Source organism: Leisingera aquaemixtae, from assembly GCF_006740765.1.
GTDB classification, from domain to species: Bacteria; Pseudomonadota; Alphaproteobacteria; order Rhodobacterales; family Rhodobacteraceae; genus Leisingera; species Leisingera aquaemixtae.
In genome coordinates this window covers 108288-127087 of sequence record NZ_CP041156.1, presented here as the reverse complement: position 1 = coordinate 127087, position 18800 = coordinate 108288, and the positions used below count along the sequence as shown (strand labels likewise).

Here is an 18800-nt window from a genome sequence, read left to right as displayed (position 1 = left end):
CCAGATGCTCAGGTCAGCGGCGCCGGATCATAACTGCTTGCCAGCAGCTCCTGCACAACCGGGTTGGGAAACCGGCGCCGCAGGGTGATGGCGTAAAACGTCTCTCTGATCCGCGGGTGCTCCCTGGCTTCCACCAGCCGCCCCGACGACAATTCATCCTGCACCACGATCGGCGCCACCAGAGCCAAGCCGATGTTTTCCCGCGCCAGCAGGCGCATCATCGCCATATCATCCACCTCTGCGGCCACCTGCGGGCGCACCGACAGCCGGCTGGCCATCGCATCGAAGGCGGTGCGCAGGGTGTTGTCGGTGGTGGGCAGGATGAACGGATGCGCGCCCAGCAGCTCGCGGATGGGACGGTCCGGGTCGAACCGTTCCGGGGAGCCGACGATGCTGACGGCCTGTTCGGCAATCTGATGGGTTTCATAAGGCGCCAGGCTGTCGTCCGGCGGCTCCCGGTTCATCAGCACCAGATCCAGATTGAGCGTGCCCAGACCCTCCAGCAGTTCCGCCGGGCTGCCAGAGCGCAGGATCACCTCAACATCATTCCGCGCCAGGATCGGGCGCAGGAACCCGATCTGGAAATTGCGGGACAAGGTGGCCAGCGCCCCCACGCGCAGCGCCTGACGGCTGCGGCCTGTTTCCTGCAGGGTGGCGACCAGCTCCTGCCCGGCGGCGAAGATCGCATCGGCGTGGTCCAGGGCGATCCGGCCCGCCTCGGTCAGGTGCAACTGCCGCCCGCGGCGCTCAAACAGCGCATGGCCCAGCCGCTCTTCCAGCTGCTTGATCTGCACGGACAGGGCAGATTGCGACAGGTTCAGCTGCTGCGCCGTCCGGGTCAGGTTTCCGTCATGCGCAACCGCCCAGAAATAGCGGAGATGGTGATAGTTCAGCGGCATACCGTTCTATTTAATAGAACCAAACCCAGCAAACAATGAATTTTTTATATCAAGAAACCTGTCCTATCTCGGTATCAAGCGCGATTCCGCCTGCTGAGACCGAGGAATTTGAACCATGAGTCACCTGTTTCTGCCACTTCTAAGCCCGCTCATCCTGCTCGCCGCCGCAGCCTTTGCGCGCCGCACTCCCGGCCGCCGCCCGGGCCTGCTGCCCAAAGCGGCCGAGTGGGCCGCGCTTGCCGCCTTTGCGGCCGCGGCCGCCTCGGCCGTCCTGCTGCTGCTTCACGGCCCGGGAACCTCCGCGCTGATCGGCCTGTGGGGCGTTGGGATCTCGGTGCGGCTGGATGCGATCAGCGCCACCATGCTTGTGCTGGTCAGCTTTATCGGCTGGATCGTCATGCGCTACGCGGCCACCTACATGGACGGCGAAGCGCGCCAGGGCGCCTTTGCGGGCTGGATGTCAGCGACCCTGGCCGCGGTTCTGCTGCTGGTGATGTCCGGCAACCTCATCCAGCTGCTGGCAGCCTGGGTGGCAACCAGCCTGCTGCTGAACCGGCTGCTCCTGTTCTACCCGGAGCGCACCACCGCCCGGCGCGCCGCGCGCAAAAAGGCTGTTGTGGCCCGGGCAAGCGAGCTGGCGCTGGCAGGGGCAGTGCTGCTGCTGGTGCTGACCTACGGCACATCCGAAATCTCCGCCATCCTGGCCGCCGCGCAAGCAGGTCCTGCGACCATAGCCGCAGCGCTGCTGATCGCCCTGGCAGCGGTGCTGGCCTCGGCGCAGTTTCCGGCCCACGGCTGGCTGACCGAGGTGATGGAGGCCCCGACCCCGGTTTCGGCGCTGCTGCACGCAGGCGTCATCAATGCGGGCGGCTTCCTGCTGATCCGGTTTGCCGATGTGATGCTGGCCGCGCCGGGGGTGATGGCGCTGCTGGTGATGCTGGGCGGTTTCACGGCGCTGTTCGGCGGGCTGGTGATGCTGACGCAGGCCGCGGTCAAGACCTCGCTGGCGTGGTCCACGATTGCGCAGATGGGCTTTATGGTCATGCAGTGCGGCCTGGCGCTGTTCCCGCTGGCGCTGCTGCACATCGTGGCGCATTCGCTCTATAAGGCGCACGCCTTCCTCAGCGCGGGCGAAGCGGTCCGCAATGTGGCCGCCATCCGCCGTCCCGGCCCCGTCGCGGTGCCAAGCGCCCGCAACGTGCTGCAGGCCTTTGCCATCGGCATCGTGATGTACGGGCTGATCGGGGCGGTCTTCGGCTTTGACGGCAAATCGGTTCAGGCCATCGCCCTGGGCGTGATCCTGATCTTCGGCGTGGCCTACATCCTGGCGCAGGGCCTTGCCGATGCGGCCCCCGGCGCGCTGACCCGCCGCACCGTGATCTATGCCTCCGCGACCTCGGTCAGCTACTTCCTGCTGCAATCGCTGGCCCTGCACATGACCGCAGGCACCCTGCCGCCGGCCCCCGCACCGGGCCCGCTGGAATGGGCGCTGATCGTTCTGGCGCTGATCAGCTTTGGCGCGGTCGCCGTGGCCCAGGCCACCTTCCCGCTCTGGGCCACCCATCCGGCCGCCGCCGGCCTGCGCGTGCATCTGTCCAGCGGGCTTTACGCAAATGCGATCTTCGACAGGCTGCTGGACGGCTGGTCGAACCGGAAAACCGCCTGAAACGGAGCGAGACATGTTTACCAAGCACGAAACCTACCCTGCGGCCCTGCTGGAATTTGTCGCCGAGGCGAACAAGGCCGTGAAAGCGGTGCCGCCGCTGTTCCCGCTCTCCTCCAGCGTTGCGGTCAACCCGTTCCTTGGCCAGACCGGTGAACCCCTGGCGGTGGCAGCGGCGCGCATGGCGCGGGTCGCGGGCGCCCGGATCACGCCGGAGCGCGCGCATTGGGCGGCGAAATTCGACGCCGGAGAGATCGGCGCGGAGGATCTGCGCGCGGCCCTGGCCAGTGCCGAAAGCCGCTTTGGCCTGCCGGATCTGGACACCGTCAAGGCCGCGCTCCAGACCGAAAGCGCCCCGCTGCGCGCCCTGCCCACAGTGGCGGAGCTGGCGGCGGAGGTGTCCGGCATCGACTGGCCGGGCCTGATTGAGGAGCGGATCGGCGCCTGGGCGTGCAGCCATTTCGATCAGGGCCAGGCCCTGTGGCAGCCCAACCGCACCGGCGGCGCCTTCAGCGCCTGGCGCGAATTCGCCTCCCGCGATCTGACCCCGGAAATTCACGGCCTCAAGGGCTTCGGCGCCTTTGTTGCCGCCACCAACCGGTCGCACTGGCGGGCCATCGGGCGGGCGTCCGAGACCCTTGGTGTGTCGGCCGAGGCCGCCGGCACCGCCTACCACAGGTGGCTGATCACCCTCGGCGGCTGGGCGCAATACGCGCGCTACCTGCTGTGGCAGGCGGAACTGGACGGCCAGGCCGACAACACCGCGGCTGAGCTGCTGGCGATCCGGATGGTCTTCGACGAGGCGCTGTTCCATCTCTACAAGGAGCAGATTGCCAGCCGGTGGGCAGAGGTTGCCGCACAGCACGAAATGCCGGTGACCCCCAGCCGGGATCTGGTCATCGACGCGGTGCTTCAGGACGCCGCCGAGCGGGCGCAGCAGCGCAAGCTGTCCGCTGTCCTGACCTCCCGCCAGCCGCGCCTGACCACGGGACGCCCTGCCGTGCAGGCCGCCTTCTGCATCGACGTGCGCTCCGAAGTGTTCCGCCGGATGCTGGAAGCGCAGGATGCCGGGATCGAAACCATCGGCTTCGCGGGCTTCTTCGGCCTTGCCAGCGCGCACCGCGCCGCCGGTTCGGACGTGACCGAGATCCGCGGCCCGGTCCTGCTGCAGCCCGGTGTAACCTCGCAGGCCGCCGAAGCGGACGACAGCGACCGGAAGCGGCGCTATGCGGCGCGGGCCAAACGCGCCTGGGGCCGGTTCAAACTGGCGGCGGTCTCCTCCTTTGCCTTTGTCGAGGCCACCGGCCCGCTGTACGTCAGCAAGCTGCTGCGGGACTCGCTTGGCCGCCCCGCTGGCGCCAAGCCGGACCCCGCCCCGCAGCTTGACCCTGCGATCGGTCTGGAAACCCGCGTCGGCATGGCCAAATCCGTGCTGGCCGCGATGTCCCTGACGGAGAATTTCGCGCGGATCGTGATGCTGGCAGGCCACGGCGCTGACGTCACCAACAACCCGCATGAAAGCGCCCTGCAGTGCGGCGCCTGCGGCGGCCATGCCGGCGATGTGAACGCGCGCCTGCTGGCCGGGCTGCTGAATGACGCCCAGGTGCGCGAGGGGCTGCGGGGCGAAGGCATCAGCATCCCCGCCGATACGCTGTTCCTGCCGGCGCTGCACCACACCACCACCGACGCAGTCACGCTGTTTGAGCAGGATCTGCGGGGGCAGGAGTGGAAGGCGGATGTCGCCCGGCTGAAGCGCTGGCTGGACGATGCCGGGCGGCTGGCCCGCAGCGAACGCGCCGCCAGGCTGCCGCGGGCGAAGGGGGAGGCGGATATTGCCCGCCGGGCCAGCGACTGGGCCGAGCTGCGCCCGGAATGGGGTCTGGCCGGCTGCCAGGCGCTGATCGCCGCCCCGCGCCAGCGGACCGAGGGCGCGGATCTGTCCGGCAACACCTTCCTGCACAACTACGACTGGCAGGCCGATGCGGGCTTTGGCGTGCTGGAACTGATCATGACCGCCCCGGTGCAGGTCGCCAGCTGGATCAGCCTGCAGTACTACGGTTCCACCGTGGCGCCGGAGCTGTTCGGCGGCGGCAACAAGCTGCTGCACAATGTTGCAGGCGGCATCGGTGTGCTGGAAGGCAACGGCGGCGCGCTGCGCCCCGGGCTGCCCTGGCAGTCCGTGCATGACGGCGAAGGCTTCCAGCATGATCCGTTGCGCCTGTCCGTCATCATCGAAGCCCCCCGTGAAGCCATGACCGATGTGCTGAAACGGCACGCCAATGTCAGGGCGCTGTTCGACAACCGCTGGCTGTCGCTGATTGCGATGGACAGCGAAGGCAAGCTGGCTTGGCGCTATGACGGCGAACTTGAATGGTCGCCGTTCCAGCCGGAAGACCGCGGCAACCGCGCAATCGCGGCGGAGTAAGCGCGGGCGGCAAGCCCCAGACATGCAAAGGACACCGGCAGGCACGCTTGCCGGTTTCCATACGTGAGGGGCAAGCTGCTGCTGCGCGCAGCTATGGTGCCAGAAAGCTGATGCCGTGCTTATAACTGGCCGGGCGGCCCGGCCAGCGACTGCCGCGTCACGACATGCGTGCTGATGCACTCCGGCTGCCCTGCCGATGTGCCTTCAACCATCGCCACCAGCTCCCGCGCGGCCTTGCGGCCCATTTCGCGGTGCGGAACATGCACCGTGGTCAGCGCCGGGCTGACAATTGCCGCCAATTCGATGTCGTCGAACCCGGTGACGGAGACCTGCTCCGGCACCGCAATGCCCATCCCTTTCGCCTCGCGCAAAGCGCCCGCCGCCAGCACGTCGTTGCCGCACATCACCACCGTCGGGCGCGGCTCCAGCGCCATCAGCTGGCGGAATGCCTCAGCCCCGTTGTCTATCTCATACGGGGTTTCGATCAGGGTCAGCGCCCCCTCCCCCAGGCCGGCCGCCTGCAATGCCTGCCTGACACCCTCCACCCGGCTCAGCGCCCGGTCGTTGCCCTCCGTCAGGCCTGAAATCATCGCAATCCGCCGGTGGCCCGCCGCCAGAACGCTCTCCGCCAGCGCGCGCATGGCGCAGGCATTGCTGAACCCGACCGAGGGCCGCCTGGCCTCCGGCACATAGGACCAGGCGACCAGCGACGGCACCTGATGCCGGTCGAGGTATTCGTAAATCTGCGGGTCGCGCGCGTGCCCGATCAGCAGCAGCCCGTCCGCGCCGCGCGCAACCAGGGTGCGGATCTGCTCGCGTTCGGCCTCCGGATCATAGGCCGAACTGGACACCAGCAGCGTATAGCCGCGCTCCCGCAGCTCGTCCTGAAAGGCCTGCAGGCCGCGGGCAAAGATCGCGTTGTCCATGGTGGGGATGATCGCCCCGATGGTGAAGCTGCGCTTGGCCGCCATCACCCGGGCGGCGAAATTCGGCGTGTAGCCCAGTGATTCGACCGCCTGCAGGACCCGCTGACGGGTCGATTCGATCACCCGTTCCGGCGTGTTGAGGCAGCGCGACACCGTCGCGGTCGAGACGCCGGCCTCCCGTGCAACATCGGTAAGTGTCGGAGCTGAGCGGGTTTTTCCCATATCATGCCTGCCATTCCATTGGCCCCTGTCTTAGCACAAATCGCAGCCGTTGCCATCCGCCCATGTAAGCGCTTGCATTAATGATGTAAGCGCTTACAAATGGTGTTGGGATCAAAAAACGGGATTAAACGATGTTTCTCCTCGCTGCCGTTGCCGTCTTTGCCGTGTTCTTTGCCAATGTCGCCCTGGGCGCGTTTGGCGGCGGCGGGTTTCTGAACGACGTGGGAGAGATGCTGGTCCTGTTTGCGGCCTCGGTCCTGTTCGTTGCCGCGATCCTCAAGCGCGAGGCTGACCACAAGAAAAACAACGGCAGCTGACGGATTTCCAAGGGAGGAAGACAATGACGACTGACAAGGATGGCCCCAAATCTGCGGAGCGCCGCAATTTTCTGAAACTGGCCTCAACCGGCTCCTTCACCGCGGCGCTGGTGGCGGGTGCGGGCGGCGTTCTGTGGTCATCGGAGGCCGCCGCGCAGACTGCCAAGGAAGAGAAAGAGCGCGAGCGCGCAGCGGAGCATATCATGACCGTGGCGACCGCTTATGTGCTCGGCGCCTCCCGCAGCTATCCGATCATGCAGCTGGACCTGAAGGAAAACATCCAGAACGCCACCAACGGCAAGATCTACGTCAAGCTTGCCCCCGGCGGCCAGCTCGGCGCGGGCGGCGCTTTGGTGCAGAAGGTGCAGGGCGGCACCATCCAGGCGGCGCAGCATTCGCTGTCCAACTTCGCGCCCTTCGCCTCCACCGTTGACCTGATCAACATGCCCTATCTCTGCGGCTCCAACCAGCGTTTCACCAATCTGGTGAACTCTGACTTCTGGGCCGCCGAGGTCCACCCCAAGGTCGAGGCCGCCGGGTTCAAGGCGCTGTTTTATGTGAACATCGACCCCCGTGTGGTGGCAGTGCGCAAGGGCGGCAACGCGGTGATGTCACCCGGCGACATGTCGGGGGTGAAATTCCGGGTGCCGGGCTCGAAAATGCTGCAGCAGTATTACCGGATGGTCGGCGCCAACCCGACCCCGGTGGCCTGGGGCGAAACACCCTCGGCGATCAAGCAGGGGGTGGCGGATGCGCTCGACCCTTCGGTCGGGGCGCTCTATGTCTTTGGCTTCAAGGACATCCTCAGCCATGTGACCTTTACCCAGGCGGTGCCGGACAGCCAAGTCTATTCCTGCAATCTGGAATGGTTCAACTCATTGCCCGCCGATGTGCAGCAGGGCGTGATCTGGGGGTCGGAGATGACCGCGCATCAGAACCTGTCCAAGGTGCCCTCCGCCCGCGCCTATGCAATGGCGGAACTGACCAAGGCAGGCGTCGAGTTTCATTCGCTCAGCGATGACCAGCTGGCGGAGTGGAAGGAGGCCGGCGGCTACCAGCGCAGCGAATGGGATTCCTTCAAGACAGAGCTGGCCGGGTCGATGGACAATTTCGCCAAGCTGGAGGAGGCCGCAGGCACCCAGGGCAAGTACTTCGTCCACGACGCCTGACCGCTGCAGAGGCGCGCGCCGCACACCGGCCGCCGCCCGCCACCGAAACCGCCGCTTCTGCAGCAGCCCGCCGGGCTGGCTGCGGGGGCGTGCCTGAACCCCGGGAACAGCGATGAAGATCCTGCGAACGATAGACAAGAACGCGGAGCGCTGGCTGCTCCTGGTGTTCTACGTGATGCTGGTCATCACCATGGCGATCGAGGTGATCCGGCGCGAGCTGTTTGCCTTCTCCTCGATCTGGGGCGAGGAGATCGTCCGCTATTCCTTCATCTACCTGGCCTGGATCGGTGCCGCCGCCGCGGTCAAGGAGCGCGCGCATATCCGCATTGATGTGCTGATGCACTACCTCGGCCCCCGGCCCAAGGCGCTGCTCTACATCTTCGGCGATCTGGTGATGTTCATCGTGGCCCTGGTCGCGCTCTACTGGTCGTTCGAGACGGTTCTGGTTTCCGCCAAGTTCGGATCGGTCAGCCACGGGCTGCGGGTTTCGATGGTGTGGTTCCTGATGGCGGTGCCTGCGGGGTTCACCCTGATGGTCTGGCGCCTGCTGCAATCCTTCCTGCGCGACTGGCGCAGCCTTCGTGACGGCACTCCCGTCTTCGAAGGCGACAAGCTGTTTGATTGAGGGGCCTTAAGCGATGCTGTGGAACACACTCAACCAAACAGTCGAACTGGGCTGGGATTTCTACCTGCCGGTGATCATGTTCGTGGCGCTGATTGCGCTGGCGGTGCCGGTCTGGGCCGCCATCGGGGCGGCGGCCATCACCATGCTGGTGATGTCGGGCGACCTGCCGCTCAGCGCCATCGGCGAAAGCCTGTTCACCGGCATCGACGCCTTTGCGCTGACCGCGGTGCCCTTGTTCATCCTGACCGGCGACGTGCTGGTGCGCACCGGCCTCAGCAAGAAATTCCTCGATGTGGCAGAGGCGCTGACCTGCTGGACGCGGGGCGGCTTCGGCTCGGCCACGGTGCTGGTCTGCGGCATGTTCGCGGCGATCTCCGGCTCTGACGCCGCCGGCGCTGCCGCCGTCGGGCGGATGACCATCGCCCGGCTGGTCGAAAGCGGCTACCCCCGCCCCTATGCCTGCGCGCTGGTCGCGGCGGGTGCCTGCACCGGCATCCTGATCCCGCCCTCCATCGCCTATATCATCATCGGCCTGGTGCTGGGCATTTCCGCCTCCACCCTGTTCCTGGCCGCGCTGATCCCGGGGATTGCCATTCTGGTGTCGATCCTGGTCACCAATATCATCATGAACCGGCTTTATACTTATGAGACCGGCGGCAACATGGGGTTCGGTGAATGGCTGGGCAACCTGGGTCATTCGCTGAAATCCGGCTGGTATGCCTTCATCGTGCCGGGGATCATCTTCTACGGCATCTTCTCCGGCCGCCTGACCCCGACAGAGGCCGGCGCCACGGCGGTGGTCGTCACCATCCTGATGGGCTTCATCCTGGGCACCCTCAAGCTCTCGGATTTCCCGGCGATGCTGGTCAGCTCTGCCAAGGTGAACGGGGTGATCCTGCCGATCATCGCCTTCTCCGCGCCGCTGGCCGAGGCGCTGGCGATCATGGGCGTGCCGCAGGGGTTTGTGGCCGCGGTGACCGGGCTGACCGATGACCCCTCGGTGCTGATCCTGCTGATGATCTGCATCCTGATCGCCGCCGGCTGCGTGATGGAAACGACCCCCAATATCGTGATCCTGGCACCGATCCTGAAGCCGCTCGCCGACAACATCGGCATGAACGAAATCCAGTTCTGCATCATGATGATCACCGCGCTGGGGGTCGGCTTCATCACCCCGCCCCTGGGCCTGAACCTGTTCGTCGTCTCCGGCATCACCGGCGAGTCCATCCTCAAGATCGCCGCCCGTGCCATCCCCTTTGTTCTGACCATGCTGATCGTGGTGCTGCTGATCGCCTACATCCCGCCGATCTCGACCACGCTGCTTCCTGACATCTACAAGTAGGACCCCCTGAAAATGACCCGTGAATACCTGAAGAAGGCTGCCCTGACCCCCAAGTCGGACGCGTCTGAGACCCACAAGACCGTGCAGGGCATCCTGGACGACATCGAGGCCGGCGGCGACGCCAAGGCGCTGGAATACGCGGCCAAGTTCGACCGCTACGAGGGCAGCGTGCTGCTGACGGCAGAGGAGATCGAAGCCGCCTGCGCGCAGGTGCCGGAGAAGCTGAAGGCCGATATCCGGTTTTCCCACGACAACGTGCGCCGCTTTGCCGAGCTGCAGAAAAGCACGATGCAGAATGTGGAAACCGAAATCTGCCCCGGCTTCATCACCGGGCAGAAGGTGATCCCGGTGGATGCGGCGGGCTGCTATGTGCCGGGCGGGCGCTACAGCCATATCGCAAGCGCCATCATGACCGTGACCACCGCCAAGGTGGCGGGCTGCAAGCACATCACCGCCTGCTCGCCGCCGCGCCCGGGCACCGGCGTGGCCCCCGCCATCGTCTATGCCGCCCATATCTGCGGCGCGGATAAGATCATGGCGATGGGCGGCGTGCAGGGGGTTGCGGCGATGACCTTTGGCCTGTTCGGCCTGCCCAAGGCCAATATCCTGGTCGGCCCCGGCAACCAGTTCGTGGCGGAGGCCAAGCGCATCCTGTTCGGCCGCGTCGGCATCGACATGATCGCAGGCCCCACCGACAGCCTGATCCTGGCCGACAGCACCGCCGACGCCCATATCGTCGCCACCGATCTGGTGAGCCAGGCCGAGCATGGCTACAACTCGCCGGTCTGGCTGGTGACCGATGATCGGACTCTGGCCGAGGAAGTCATGCGGCTGGTGCCGGGGCTGATCGACGACTTGCCGGAGGTGAACCGCGAGAACGCCGCCGCCGCCTGGCGCGACTATGCCGAGGTGATCCTGTGCAAAGACCGCGAGGATATGGCGGCCTGCTCCGACGAATACGCGCCCGAGCATCTGACCGTGCAGGCAGAGGATCTGAACTGGTGGCTGGAGCAGCTGACCTGCTACGGCTCGCTGTTTCTGGGCGAGGAGACCACGGTCTCTTACGGGGACAAGGCGGCGGGCACCAACCACGTGCTGCCGACCTCGCGCGCGGCCAGCTATACCGGCGGGCTGTCAGTTCACAAATACATGAAGATCGTCACCTGGCAGCGCGCCACCCGCGAAGGCTCGAAACCGGTGGCGGAGGCCACCGCGCGGATCGCCCGGCTGGAAGGGATGGAGGGCCACGCCCGCGCCGCCGATGTGCGGCTGGCCAAGTATTTCCCGGACGAAACCTTTGACCTGACCGCCAATGGCTGACCCGCGCGCCCTGTTCGATCTGACGGGCCGGACCGCCTGCATCACCGGCGCCAGCTCCGGGCTGGGGCGGCGGGCGGCCATCGCGCTGGCCGCCGCCGGGGCGCAGGTGGTGGCGGTGGCGCGCCGGGCGGAGGCGCTGGAAAGTCTCTGTTCGGAGATCGGCACAGGCGCGGCTTATACGGTGGCCGATGTGGCGGACCGCAGCGCGCTGGCGGCACTGCGGGACGTCGTTGCGGCCCCCTTTGGCGCACCGGACATCCTGATCCACGCGGCCGGCGTCAACACGCGGCAGCCTGCGGATGAGGTGACCACGGAAGGCTGGGACCGCACCCTGGCGCTGAACCTCTCGGCGCCCTTCTTCCTCAGCCAAGCACTGGTGCCTGCGATGAAGGACCGGGGCTGGGGGCGGATCATCAACTTCGCCTCGCTCCAGACCTCCCGCGCCTTTCCCGGCGGCATCGCCTATGGCGCCAGCAAGGGCGGGATCGGCCAGCTGACCCGCGCCATGGCAGAGGCCTGGTCGCCCCATGGCATCACCGCCAACGCGATCGGCCCGGGGTTCTTCCCGACTGAGCTGACCCAGGCGGTGTTCGGCGATGAGGCCCGCGCGGCCCGCAACGCCGCGCAGACCTGCATCGGCCGCAACGGGCGGCTGGAGGACCTCGACGGGCCGCTTTTGTTCCTGTGCTCGGAGGCCTCGGCCTATGTCACCGGGCAAATCCTGATGGTTGACGGGGGGTTCACCGCGAAATGAAAGCCTTGGTTTATGAAGGGGTTGAGACGCTTTCGGTCCGCGATGTGCCGATGGCCGCGGGCCAGCCGGGCGAGCAGCTGATCCGCATTCATGCCTCCGGCATCTGCGGGTCTGACATGCACGCCTATCTGGGCCATGACAACCGCCGGCCCGCGCCGCTGATCCTGGGGCACGAAGCCGCCGGGGTGATCGAGGACGGGGCGGATGCGGGCAGACGGGTGACAATCAACCCGCTGGTCACCTGCGGCAGTTGTGCGGCCTGCGCATCGGGGCGCGAAAACCTCTGCGCCAGCCGCCAGATCATCTCCATGCCCCCGCGCGAGGGCGCCTTCGCCCAGTTCGTGGCAATGCCGGAGCGCAATCTTGTCACCGTGCCGGACGCGGTACCGCTGGCAAAGGCCGCGCTGGCCGAGCCGCTGGCGGTCAGTTGGCACGCCGCCCGGCTGGCGCTGGAGGCGCTGCACCCGGCACAGGAGCGCCGCGCGCTGGTGATCGGCGGCGGTGCCATCGGGCTTGCGGCGGCGCTGGCGCTGCGCGCGATGGGGGTAGAGGACGTCACGGTCCAGGAACCCAACGCCGCGCGCCGGGCCTTTCTGGCGGACCGCTGCGGCCAGCAGGCGGTGGCGGAGTTTCAGGGCATGGTGCCGCTGGTGGTGGACGCGGTGGGCTATGCCGCCACCCGCGCCGCCGCCTCTGCCGCCGCTGCGCCGGGCGGGGTGATTGCTCATGCCGGGCTGGGGGAGGACGCCGGAGGTCTGGATATCCGCCGCATGACCCTGCAGGAGATCACCTTTATCGGCACCTATACCTATACCGCGCAGGACTTCCGCGACACCGCGCAGGCCATCTTTGACGGCCGCCTCGGCCCGCTGGACTGGCCCGAAACACGGCCGCTGTCGGACGGCGCCGCTGCGTTCCGCGACCTGCGCAGCGGCGCGGTGGCGGCGCCCAAGATCATCCTCGACCCCTGGGCCTGAGCCCGCACGCCAAACAAACGGAGAGCAACGATGTATGACAATATCCTGGTTCCCATGGCCCTGGATCACGGGGTGTCCGGAACAACGCTCAAGGCCGCCGCCACCCTGTGCAACCCCGGCGGGCAGATCACCGCGCTGCATGTCTATGAGCCGCCGCACAGTTCGGTCACCGCCTACCTGGACGAAGACACCGTGCGCGACGGCTTTGACAAGGCCCGCGAGGCGCTGGCCCTGAAAACCGCAGGCCACGCCAATGTCACGGCGGAGATCGTCAAGGGCCGGTCCTACCGCGCCATTGTCGAATACGCGCAGCAGCACGGCATGGACTGCATCGTCGTCGGCTCCCACAAACCGGGCCTCAGCGACTTTTTCCTCGGCTCGACTGCCGCCCGCGTGGTCCGCCACGCGCCCTGCGCCGTGCATGTCTGCCGCACCTCCTGACCCCGAGAAACAAGACACCCGAAGCAAAGGCAACCCACCATGAATATCGACAAGAGGATCGCTGACGATCTGGCGGCCAACGGCGTCTCCTTCGTCACCACCGTGCCCTGCAAGCAGCTGGCCGGGGTGATCGAGGAGATCGACCAGCGCGACGACATCTTCCATATCCCCTCCAACAAGGAGGACGAGGGCATGGGGCTGTGCGCCGGCGCCTGGATGGGCGGCAAGCGCCCGGCCATCATAATGCAGAACACTGCCATCGGGGTGACCATCAATACGCTGGCGACGCTGATCCAGTACTACCGGATGCCGCTGCCGATGCTGATCTCCTACCGCGGCGAGCTGCGCGAGCCGGTGGCCTGCCAGGTCGAAATGGCGGTGCATACCAAGGCGCTCCTGGCGCAGCTCAACATCCCCGCCTACCACTTTCACTGGCAGAAAGATGTCGAGGAGTTCGACAACATCCTGAAATACACCTTCATGTGCAACAAGCCCGTTGCCATCCTGACCGACGCCAATTTCTGGGGAGGCTATGGCGACCAATGATCCGTTCCGAAATCCTGAAAGAGATCGCGCCGATCCTGCGCAACGAACTGGTGGTCTGCAACATCGGCATTCCGTCGCAAGAACTGCACGCCATCGACGACCAGCCCAGCAATTTCTACATGCTGGGCACCATGGGGCTGGCGTCCTCCATCGGCTTGGGGCTGGCGCTGGCGCAGCCGAAACCGGTGATCGTGATCGACGGTGACGGCTCGATCCTGACCAACCTCGGCACCCTGCCCACCATCGGCAACAACGCGCCCGGCAACTACATCCTGATGATCATCGACAACGGCTCCTATGGCTCCACCGGCGATCAGCCGACCTACACCAGCCAGCGCACCGATCTGGCCGGCATGGCCCGCGCCGCCGGCTGCGCCCGGGTGGTGGAGGTGCAGGACAAGGACACCGGCCCTGCGCTGGAGGAGGCTTTGGCCAGCGGCGAGGCGACGGTTCTGGTGGTCAAATGCGACAGCGGCAACGCCAAGATGCCGGTGATCACGATGGACCCGGTGGTGATCCGCGACCGCTTCATGAAGGCCGTGGCCGGCTGATGGGTGCAGGCGCCATCCATTCGGCTGAGGACGCCCGCCGCCTGGCCCGGCGGCGGCTGCCCTGGATGGTGTTTGACTATATCGACGGGGCCGCCGGGCAGGAAACCGGGGCGGCGCGCAACCGTGCGGCCCTGGATGCCATCACCCTGCGGCCCCGTATCCTGCGCGATGTCAGCCGGCGCTCGCTGGCGGTCCGGATTTTTGGTGCCGAAGCGGACCGGCCCTTCGGGATTGCCCCCATGGGCATGTGCAACCTCGCCGCCCCCGGCGCCGACCTGATGCTGGCCCGGCTGGCCGCCCGCCACCGGGTGCCGCATGGGGTCTCGACCGTTGCCTCGACCCCTTTGGAGACTATCCTGGAGGCGGCGGAGGGCTATGCCTGGTTCCAGCTCTATTTCAGCGGCGACGGCAGCGGCACCTTCAAACTGGCGGAGCGCGCCCGCGCGGCCGGCTATCAAACCCTGGTGCTGACGGTCGATGTGCCCGAGGTCGGCCGCCGCCCGCGCGAGTTGCGCCATGGCTTCAAAATGCCGTTCCGCATCGGCCCGCGGCAGTTCCTCGACTTTGCCCTGCACCCGCGCTGGTCGCTGACGGCGCTGCTGAAGGGCAAGCCGGTGATGGCGAATTTCCAGATGGAAGGCTATGACTTCGACCGCACCGAAAGCCGGGCGCGGGCCACCTGGGACACGCTGACCCGGCTGCGCGACCTCTGGCCCGGCAAACTGGTGATAAAGGGCGTGCTGGACGTTGAAGACGCCCGCGCGCTGGCGGCGGCGGGCGCGGACGCGATCCAGGTCTCCAGCCACGGCGCCCGGCAGCTGGAGGCCGCACCTGCTCCGATAGAGATGCTCGCGCAAATCCGGGCCGCGCTGGGGCCGGAATTCCCGGTGTTCTACGACAGCGGCCTCCGGTCGGGCGAGGATGTGCTGAAGGCGCTGTCGGCCGGGGCGGACTTCACCTTCCTGGGGCGGATTTTGCAGTTTGCCATTGCGGCAGGGGGCGAAGCAGGGCTGCAACAGCTGTGGGAAGCGCTGAGCGAAGAGCTGAGCATCGCCATGGCGCAAACCGGGCTGACGGCATTGTCAGCTGACAATTTTTCCGGGCGATCGTAGCAGCGCACAGGCGGGCTGCTGGATTTAATCAAGAAAACAATGACTTGACCGGCGGCCTGCCCCCTCCTGTCACGCAGGGCGGCAAGCAGCCGGTGCAAGCGCGCGCCCGCTCAGCCGGGCGCGCCTTCGACGATCACGATATTGGCCAGCCCGGCGCCCTCGCGGTGCGCTTTGGCGGCCTGGTATTCCGGCGAGTTGTAGCAGCTCAGCGCCGCCTCCATCGAGTCGAACTCGATCACCACGTTGCGCGGATGGCCGTCGCCCTCCATCTGCTCGCAGGCGCCGCCGCGGGCCAGAACGCGGGCGCCGAATGTCTTGAACGCCTCCGTCGCGCCTTCGGCATACAGCTTGTAGGGATCGGGATCGGTCACAGTGACATGGGCAATCCAATAGGCTTTGGGCATGGGAACTCCGCTTGTCCGAAAAGGAAACCGGGGCGGCAGGCACCGCCCCGGCCAAAGGTCACTTGTTCAGGATCTTGGACAGCACCAGATAGGCGGCGCCGGCCACGAACAGGCCCACGAACCAGGCGTAGGTGTAGATCGTGGCAAAGAAGTCCGAGGTGCCCGCAGTAATGCCGACACCGGCCAGGAAGCCCGGCAGGTTCGGCAGGATGCCGATCACCAGCGCCCAGACACCGGCCCAGTTGGTGCCGTTGCTGCCGGAATAGATGCCGTTCATCTTGAACAGGTCAGCCACTTCCAGCTTGGTCTTGCGCAGCAGGTAGTAGTCCGCCAGCATCACGCCCGCGATCGGACCCAAGAGCGCCGAATAAGCGATCAGCCAACCGATGATGTGGTTCACCAGAACCCAGGGGAACATCGCGATGCCGATGCCCGCGGTGATATAGCCGCCGCGCTTGAGGTTGATCTTGCTCGGCGCCAGGTTCGAGAACCCGTGCGCAGGCGCCACCACGTTGGCCGCCAGGTTAGTGGTCAGCGTCGCCACGATCAGCGCAAACAGCGCGATGATCACCGAGAACCCGCCCATCTTCTCAGACAGCTGGATCGGATCCCAGATCGCCTCGCCATAGATCACCACGGTGGCCGAGGTCACGGCGGAGGCGATGAAGGCAAACAGCGCCATCGGGATCGGCAGGCCGACCAATTGGCCCACCAGCTGGTCTTTCTGGCTTTTGGCGTGGCGGGTGAAGTCGGGGATGTTCAGCGCCAGCGTCGCCCAGAAACCGATCATGCCGGTGAGGCTCGGCCAGAAGACGACCCAGAACTGGCCCTCTTGCGGCTGGCCCGGATCAAAGGCGCTGGGGGTGGACAGCATCTCGCCGAAGCCGCCGGCGTTGACATAGGCCCAGGCCAGCAGGGCGAGGCCCATCGCCAGCAGGAAGGGGGCCGCATAGGTCTCCAGCCAGCGGATCGACTCGGTGCCGTTGGCGATGAAGTAGAGATGCAGCGCCCAGAAGGCGAGGAAGCAGATGAATTCGCCCGCGCTGATGCCCAGCACCGGAAGCGCCTCGCCCGCCAGCGCACCGCCGGTCAGGGTGTTGAGGATCACAAAGATCGCCGAGCCGCCGACCCAGGTCTGGATGCCGAACCAGCCGCAGGCGACGATGCCGCGGGCCACGGCCGGGATCTTGGCGCCGGTCGGCCCGAAGGAGGAGCGCAAGAGCACCGGGAAGGGGATGCCGTATTTGGTGCCGGCATGGCCCACCAGCACCATCGGGATCAGCACGATGGCGTTGGCGGCCAGAATGGTCATAACTGCCTGATCCCAGCTCATGCCGGAGCCGATCAGGTAGGAGGCCAGCAGGTAGGTCGGAATACAGACCACCATGCCCACCCAAAGCGCGGCAATTGCCAGCCAGTCCCAGGTGCGTTCCGCCGCCGTCGTCGGCAGCTGGTCCTCGTTATAGAGTTCGGGGTCGATCCCGGTCAGATCCACCCGCGGCGGCGCGTCGGCGCCGGACGCGGAATACCCGCTGGTTACATCAGCCATTTTGAGTTTCCTCCCTGTTATTTGGCTTTGTTGCTGCCTGCTTCTGCGGCAGGCAGTAAATGCAAAAGCCCCCGGCCTGCGCCGGGGACCGTGATCAGACGCAGGCCGGCATGTTTTCAGCCGAGCGCACAACCTGGCGCGGCGCGGTGACCTGTTTCCACTTGGACAGCGCCTTGCTGACCTCGGGGAACGCGGGCCGTTCGACAAAACGCCCATGCCCCGGGGTGGCGCAGACGGTGCCGTCGTCCACCGCCAGTTCGCCGCGGCTGAGGGTATAGCGCGGCAGGCCGGTCACCTCGCGGCCGGAGAAGACGTTGTACTCCACCACCGACTGCTGGGTTTCGGGCGAGATCACCTTGGACTTCTTCGGATCCCACACCACCAGATCGGCGTCGGAGCCTTCCACGATCGCCCCTTTGCGCGGGTATATGTTGAGGATACGCGCGATATTGGTCGAGGTCACGGCCACAAACTCGTTCGGTGTCAGCCGCCCGGTGTTCACGCCCTCGCTCCACAGGACCGGCATCCGGTCCTCCAGCCCGCCGGTGCCGTTCGGGATCTTGGTGAAATCGCCGATGCCAAAGCGTTTCTGATCCACGGTAAAGGCGCAGTGGTCAGTCGCCACCACCTGCAGCGAACCTGCCTGAAGACCGGCCCACAGGCTGTCCTGATGCGCCTTGTCGCGGAACGGCGGCGACATCACCCGCTGCGCGGCGTGGTCCCAATTTGGGTTGCGGTATTCGCTTTCGTCCAGCACCAGATGCTGGATCAGCGGCTCGCCATAGACGCGCATGCCCTTCTGGCGCGCCCGGCGGATCGCCTCATGCGCCTGCTCGCAGGAGGTATGCACGACGTACAGCGGCACGCCCGCCATGTCGGCGATCATGATGGCGCGGTTGGTGGCTTCGCCCTCGACCTCGGGCGGACGCGACAGCCCATGGCCTTCGGGGCCGCGGATGCCGTCGGCCAGCAGCTTCTGCTGCATGGTGGCCACCACGTCGCCGTTTTCCGCATGGACCATCGGCAGCGCGCCAAGCGCGGCGCAGCGGCGGAAGCTGTCAAACAGCTCGTCATCGTCCACCATCAGCGCGCCCTTGTAGGCCATGAAATGCTTGAAGGTGTTGATGCCCAGATCCACGACCTGCTGCATTTCGTTGAACACCTGCTCGCTCCACCAGGTCACCGCCATGTGGAAGGAGTAGTCGGCACAGGCGCGTTTGGACTTGGCGTGCCAGGCCTCCAGCGCCTCCAGCATCGACTGGCCGGGGCTTGGCAGGCAGAAGTCCACCACCATGGTGGTGCCGCCAGCCAGGCCCGCGCGGGTGCCGGATTCAAAGTCATCCGCCGAATGGGTGCCCATGAAGGGCATTTCCAGATGCACATGCGGGTCGATGCCGCCCGGCATGACATAGCAGCCCTCGGCGTCCAGCACCTTGTCGCCAGTGAGGCCCGCGCCGATCTGCACGATCTTGCCATCCTCGATGGCGACATCGGCGGCATAGCTGCGGTCGGCGGCAACGATAGTGCCGCCCTTGATCACGGTTCTTGCAGTCATAGT

At 66.3% G+C, this 18800-nt stretch carries 18 protein-coding genes; 13 read left to right on the top strand and 5 right to left on the bottom strand.

Features of this window, described 5'->3' with window-relative positions; genetic code table 11:
* Positions 1-8: 8 nt before the first annotated feature.
* A complete protein-coding gene (locus R2C4_RS00690; RefSeq protein WP_058286662.1) occupies positions 9-899 on the bottom strand; it encodes a LysR family transcriptional regulator in 891 nt (296 codons plus the stop codon).
* 115 nt (positions 900-1014) lie between these two features.
* Between R2C4_RS00690 and R2C4_RS00685 the strand changes: the two genes are divergently transcribed.
* A complete protein-coding gene (locus R2C4_RS00685; RefSeq protein ID WP_141889143.1) occupies positions 1015-2565 on the top strand; it encodes a proton-conducting transporter transmembrane domain-containing protein in 1551 nt (516 codons plus the stop codon).
* 13 nt (positions 2566-2578) lie between these two features.
* Positions 2579-4987, top strand: coding sequence for a YbcC family protein (locus R2C4_RS00680; RefSeq protein WP_141889142.1), 2409 nt, complete (start codon positions 2579-2581; stop codon positions 4985-4987).
* Between the two features lie 119 nt (positions 4988-5106).
* Here R2C4_RS00680 and R2C4_RS00675 read toward each other — a convergent pair whose 3' ends face one another.
* Positions 5107-6135: a LacI family DNA-binding transcriptional regulator gene (locus R2C4_RS00675; RefSeq protein ID WP_141889141.1), complete on the bottom strand. Its 1029-nt coding sequence runs from the start codon at positions 6133-6135 to the stop codon at positions 5107-5109.
* A 131-nt stretch (positions 6136-6266) separates the two neighbouring features.
* Between R2C4_RS00675 and R2C4_RS00670 the strand changes: the two genes are divergently transcribed.
* From R2C4_RS00670 to R2C4_RS00620, 11 genes are all read left to right on the top strand, one after another.
* Positions 6267-6452: a hypothetical protein gene (locus tag R2C4_RS00670; RefSeq protein ID WP_027234045.1), complete on the top strand. Its 186-nt coding sequence runs from the start codon at positions 6267-6269 to the stop codon at positions 6450-6452.
* 23 nt (positions 6453-6475) lie between these two features.
* Positions 6476-7621 (top strand): TRAP transporter substrate-binding protein, encoded by a 1146-nt coding sequence (locus R2C4_RS00665; protein ID WP_141889140.1) that lies wholly within the window; start codon positions 6476-6478, stop codon positions 7619-7621.
* A 112-nt stretch (positions 7622-7733) separates the two neighbouring features.
* Complete coding sequence (locus tag R2C4_RS00660; protein WP_058286657.1) at positions 7734-8246, top strand: TRAP transporter small permease; 513 nt, start codon at positions 7734-7736, stop codon at positions 8244-8246.
* Positions 8247-8259: 13 nt separating this feature from the next.
* Positions 8260-9588 (top strand): TRAP transporter large permease, encoded by a 1329-nt coding sequence (locus tag R2C4_RS00655; protein WP_058286656.1) that lies wholly within the window; start codon positions 8260-8262, stop codon positions 9586-9588.
* A gap of 12 nt (positions 9589-9600) precedes the next feature.
* A complete protein-coding gene (gene hisD, locus R2C4_RS00650) occupies positions 9601-10908 on the top strand; it encodes a histidinol dehydrogenase (RefSeq protein WP_141889139.1) in 1308 nt (435 codons plus the stop codon).
* Complete coding sequence (locus R2C4_RS00645) at positions 10901-11662, top strand: SDR family NAD(P)-dependent oxidoreductase (RefSeq protein ID WP_141889138.1); 762 nt, start codon at positions 10901-10903, stop codon at positions 11660-11662. The genes hisD and R2C4_RS00645 overlap by 8 nt, the downstream gene beginning before the upstream one ends.
* On the top strand, positions 11659-12639 hold the full coding sequence (locus tag R2C4_RS00640; RefSeq protein ID WP_141889137.1) for an alcohol dehydrogenase catalytic domain-containing protein: 981 nt from the start codon (positions 11659-11661) through the stop codon (positions 12637-12639). Before R2C4_RS00645 ends, R2C4_RS00640 begins: the two co-directional genes overlap by 4 nt.
* A gap of 30 nt (positions 12640-12669) precedes the next feature.
* The gene (locus R2C4_RS00635; protein ID WP_058286652.1) at positions 12670-13080 is read left to right on the top strand and encodes a universal stress protein; all 411 of its coding nucleotides are present in this window, start codon (positions 12670-12672) and stop codon (positions 13078-13080) included.
* 39 nt (positions 13081-13119) lie between these two features.
* The gene (comD, locus tag R2C4_RS00630; RefSeq protein ID WP_058286651.1) at positions 13120-13626 is read left to right on the top strand and encodes a sulfopyruvate decarboxylase subunit alpha; all 507 of its coding nucleotides are present in this window, start codon (positions 13120-13122) and stop codon (positions 13624-13626) included.
* Positions 13623-14177, top strand: a complete 555-nt coding sequence (gene comE / locus R2C4_RS00625; RefSeq protein WP_058286650.1) for a sulfopyruvate decarboxylase subunit beta — start codon at positions 13623-13625, stop codon at positions 14175-14177. The genes comD and comE overlap by 4 nt, the downstream gene beginning before the upstream one ends.
* Positions 14177-15289 (top strand): alpha-hydroxy acid oxidase, encoded by a 1113-nt coding sequence (locus R2C4_RS00620; protein WP_141889136.1) that lies wholly within the window; start codon positions 14177-14179, stop codon positions 15287-15289. Before comE ends, R2C4_RS00620 begins: the two co-directional genes overlap by 1 nt.
* A gap of 110 nt (positions 15290-15399) precedes the next feature.
* Here the strand turns inward: R2C4_RS00620 and R2C4_RS00615 are convergent, their stop codons facing one another.
* The 3 genes from R2C4_RS00615 to hydA form a co-directional block, all read right to left on the bottom strand.
* Positions 15400-15693 carry a DUF1330 domain-containing protein gene (locus tag R2C4_RS00615; protein WP_008558342.1) on the bottom strand — a complete coding sequence of 98 codons (294 nt, stop codon included), beginning with the start codon at positions 15691-15693 and terminating at the stop codon, positions 15400-15402.
* A gap of 58 nt (positions 15694-15751) precedes the next feature.
* The gene (locus tag R2C4_RS00610) at positions 15752-17242 is read right to left on the bottom strand and encodes an NCS1 family nucleobase:cation symporter-1 (RefSeq protein ID WP_058286647.1); all 1491 of its coding nucleotides are present in this window, start codon (positions 17240-17242) and stop codon (positions 15752-15754) included.
* A gap of 94 nt (positions 17243-17336) precedes the next feature.
* Positions 17337-18797 (bottom strand): dihydropyrimidinase, encoded by a 1461-nt coding sequence (gene hydA, locus R2C4_RS00605; RefSeq protein WP_141889135.1) that lies wholly within the window; start codon positions 18795-18797, stop codon positions 17337-17339.
* Between the last annotated feature and the right edge of the window lie 3 nt (positions 18798-18800).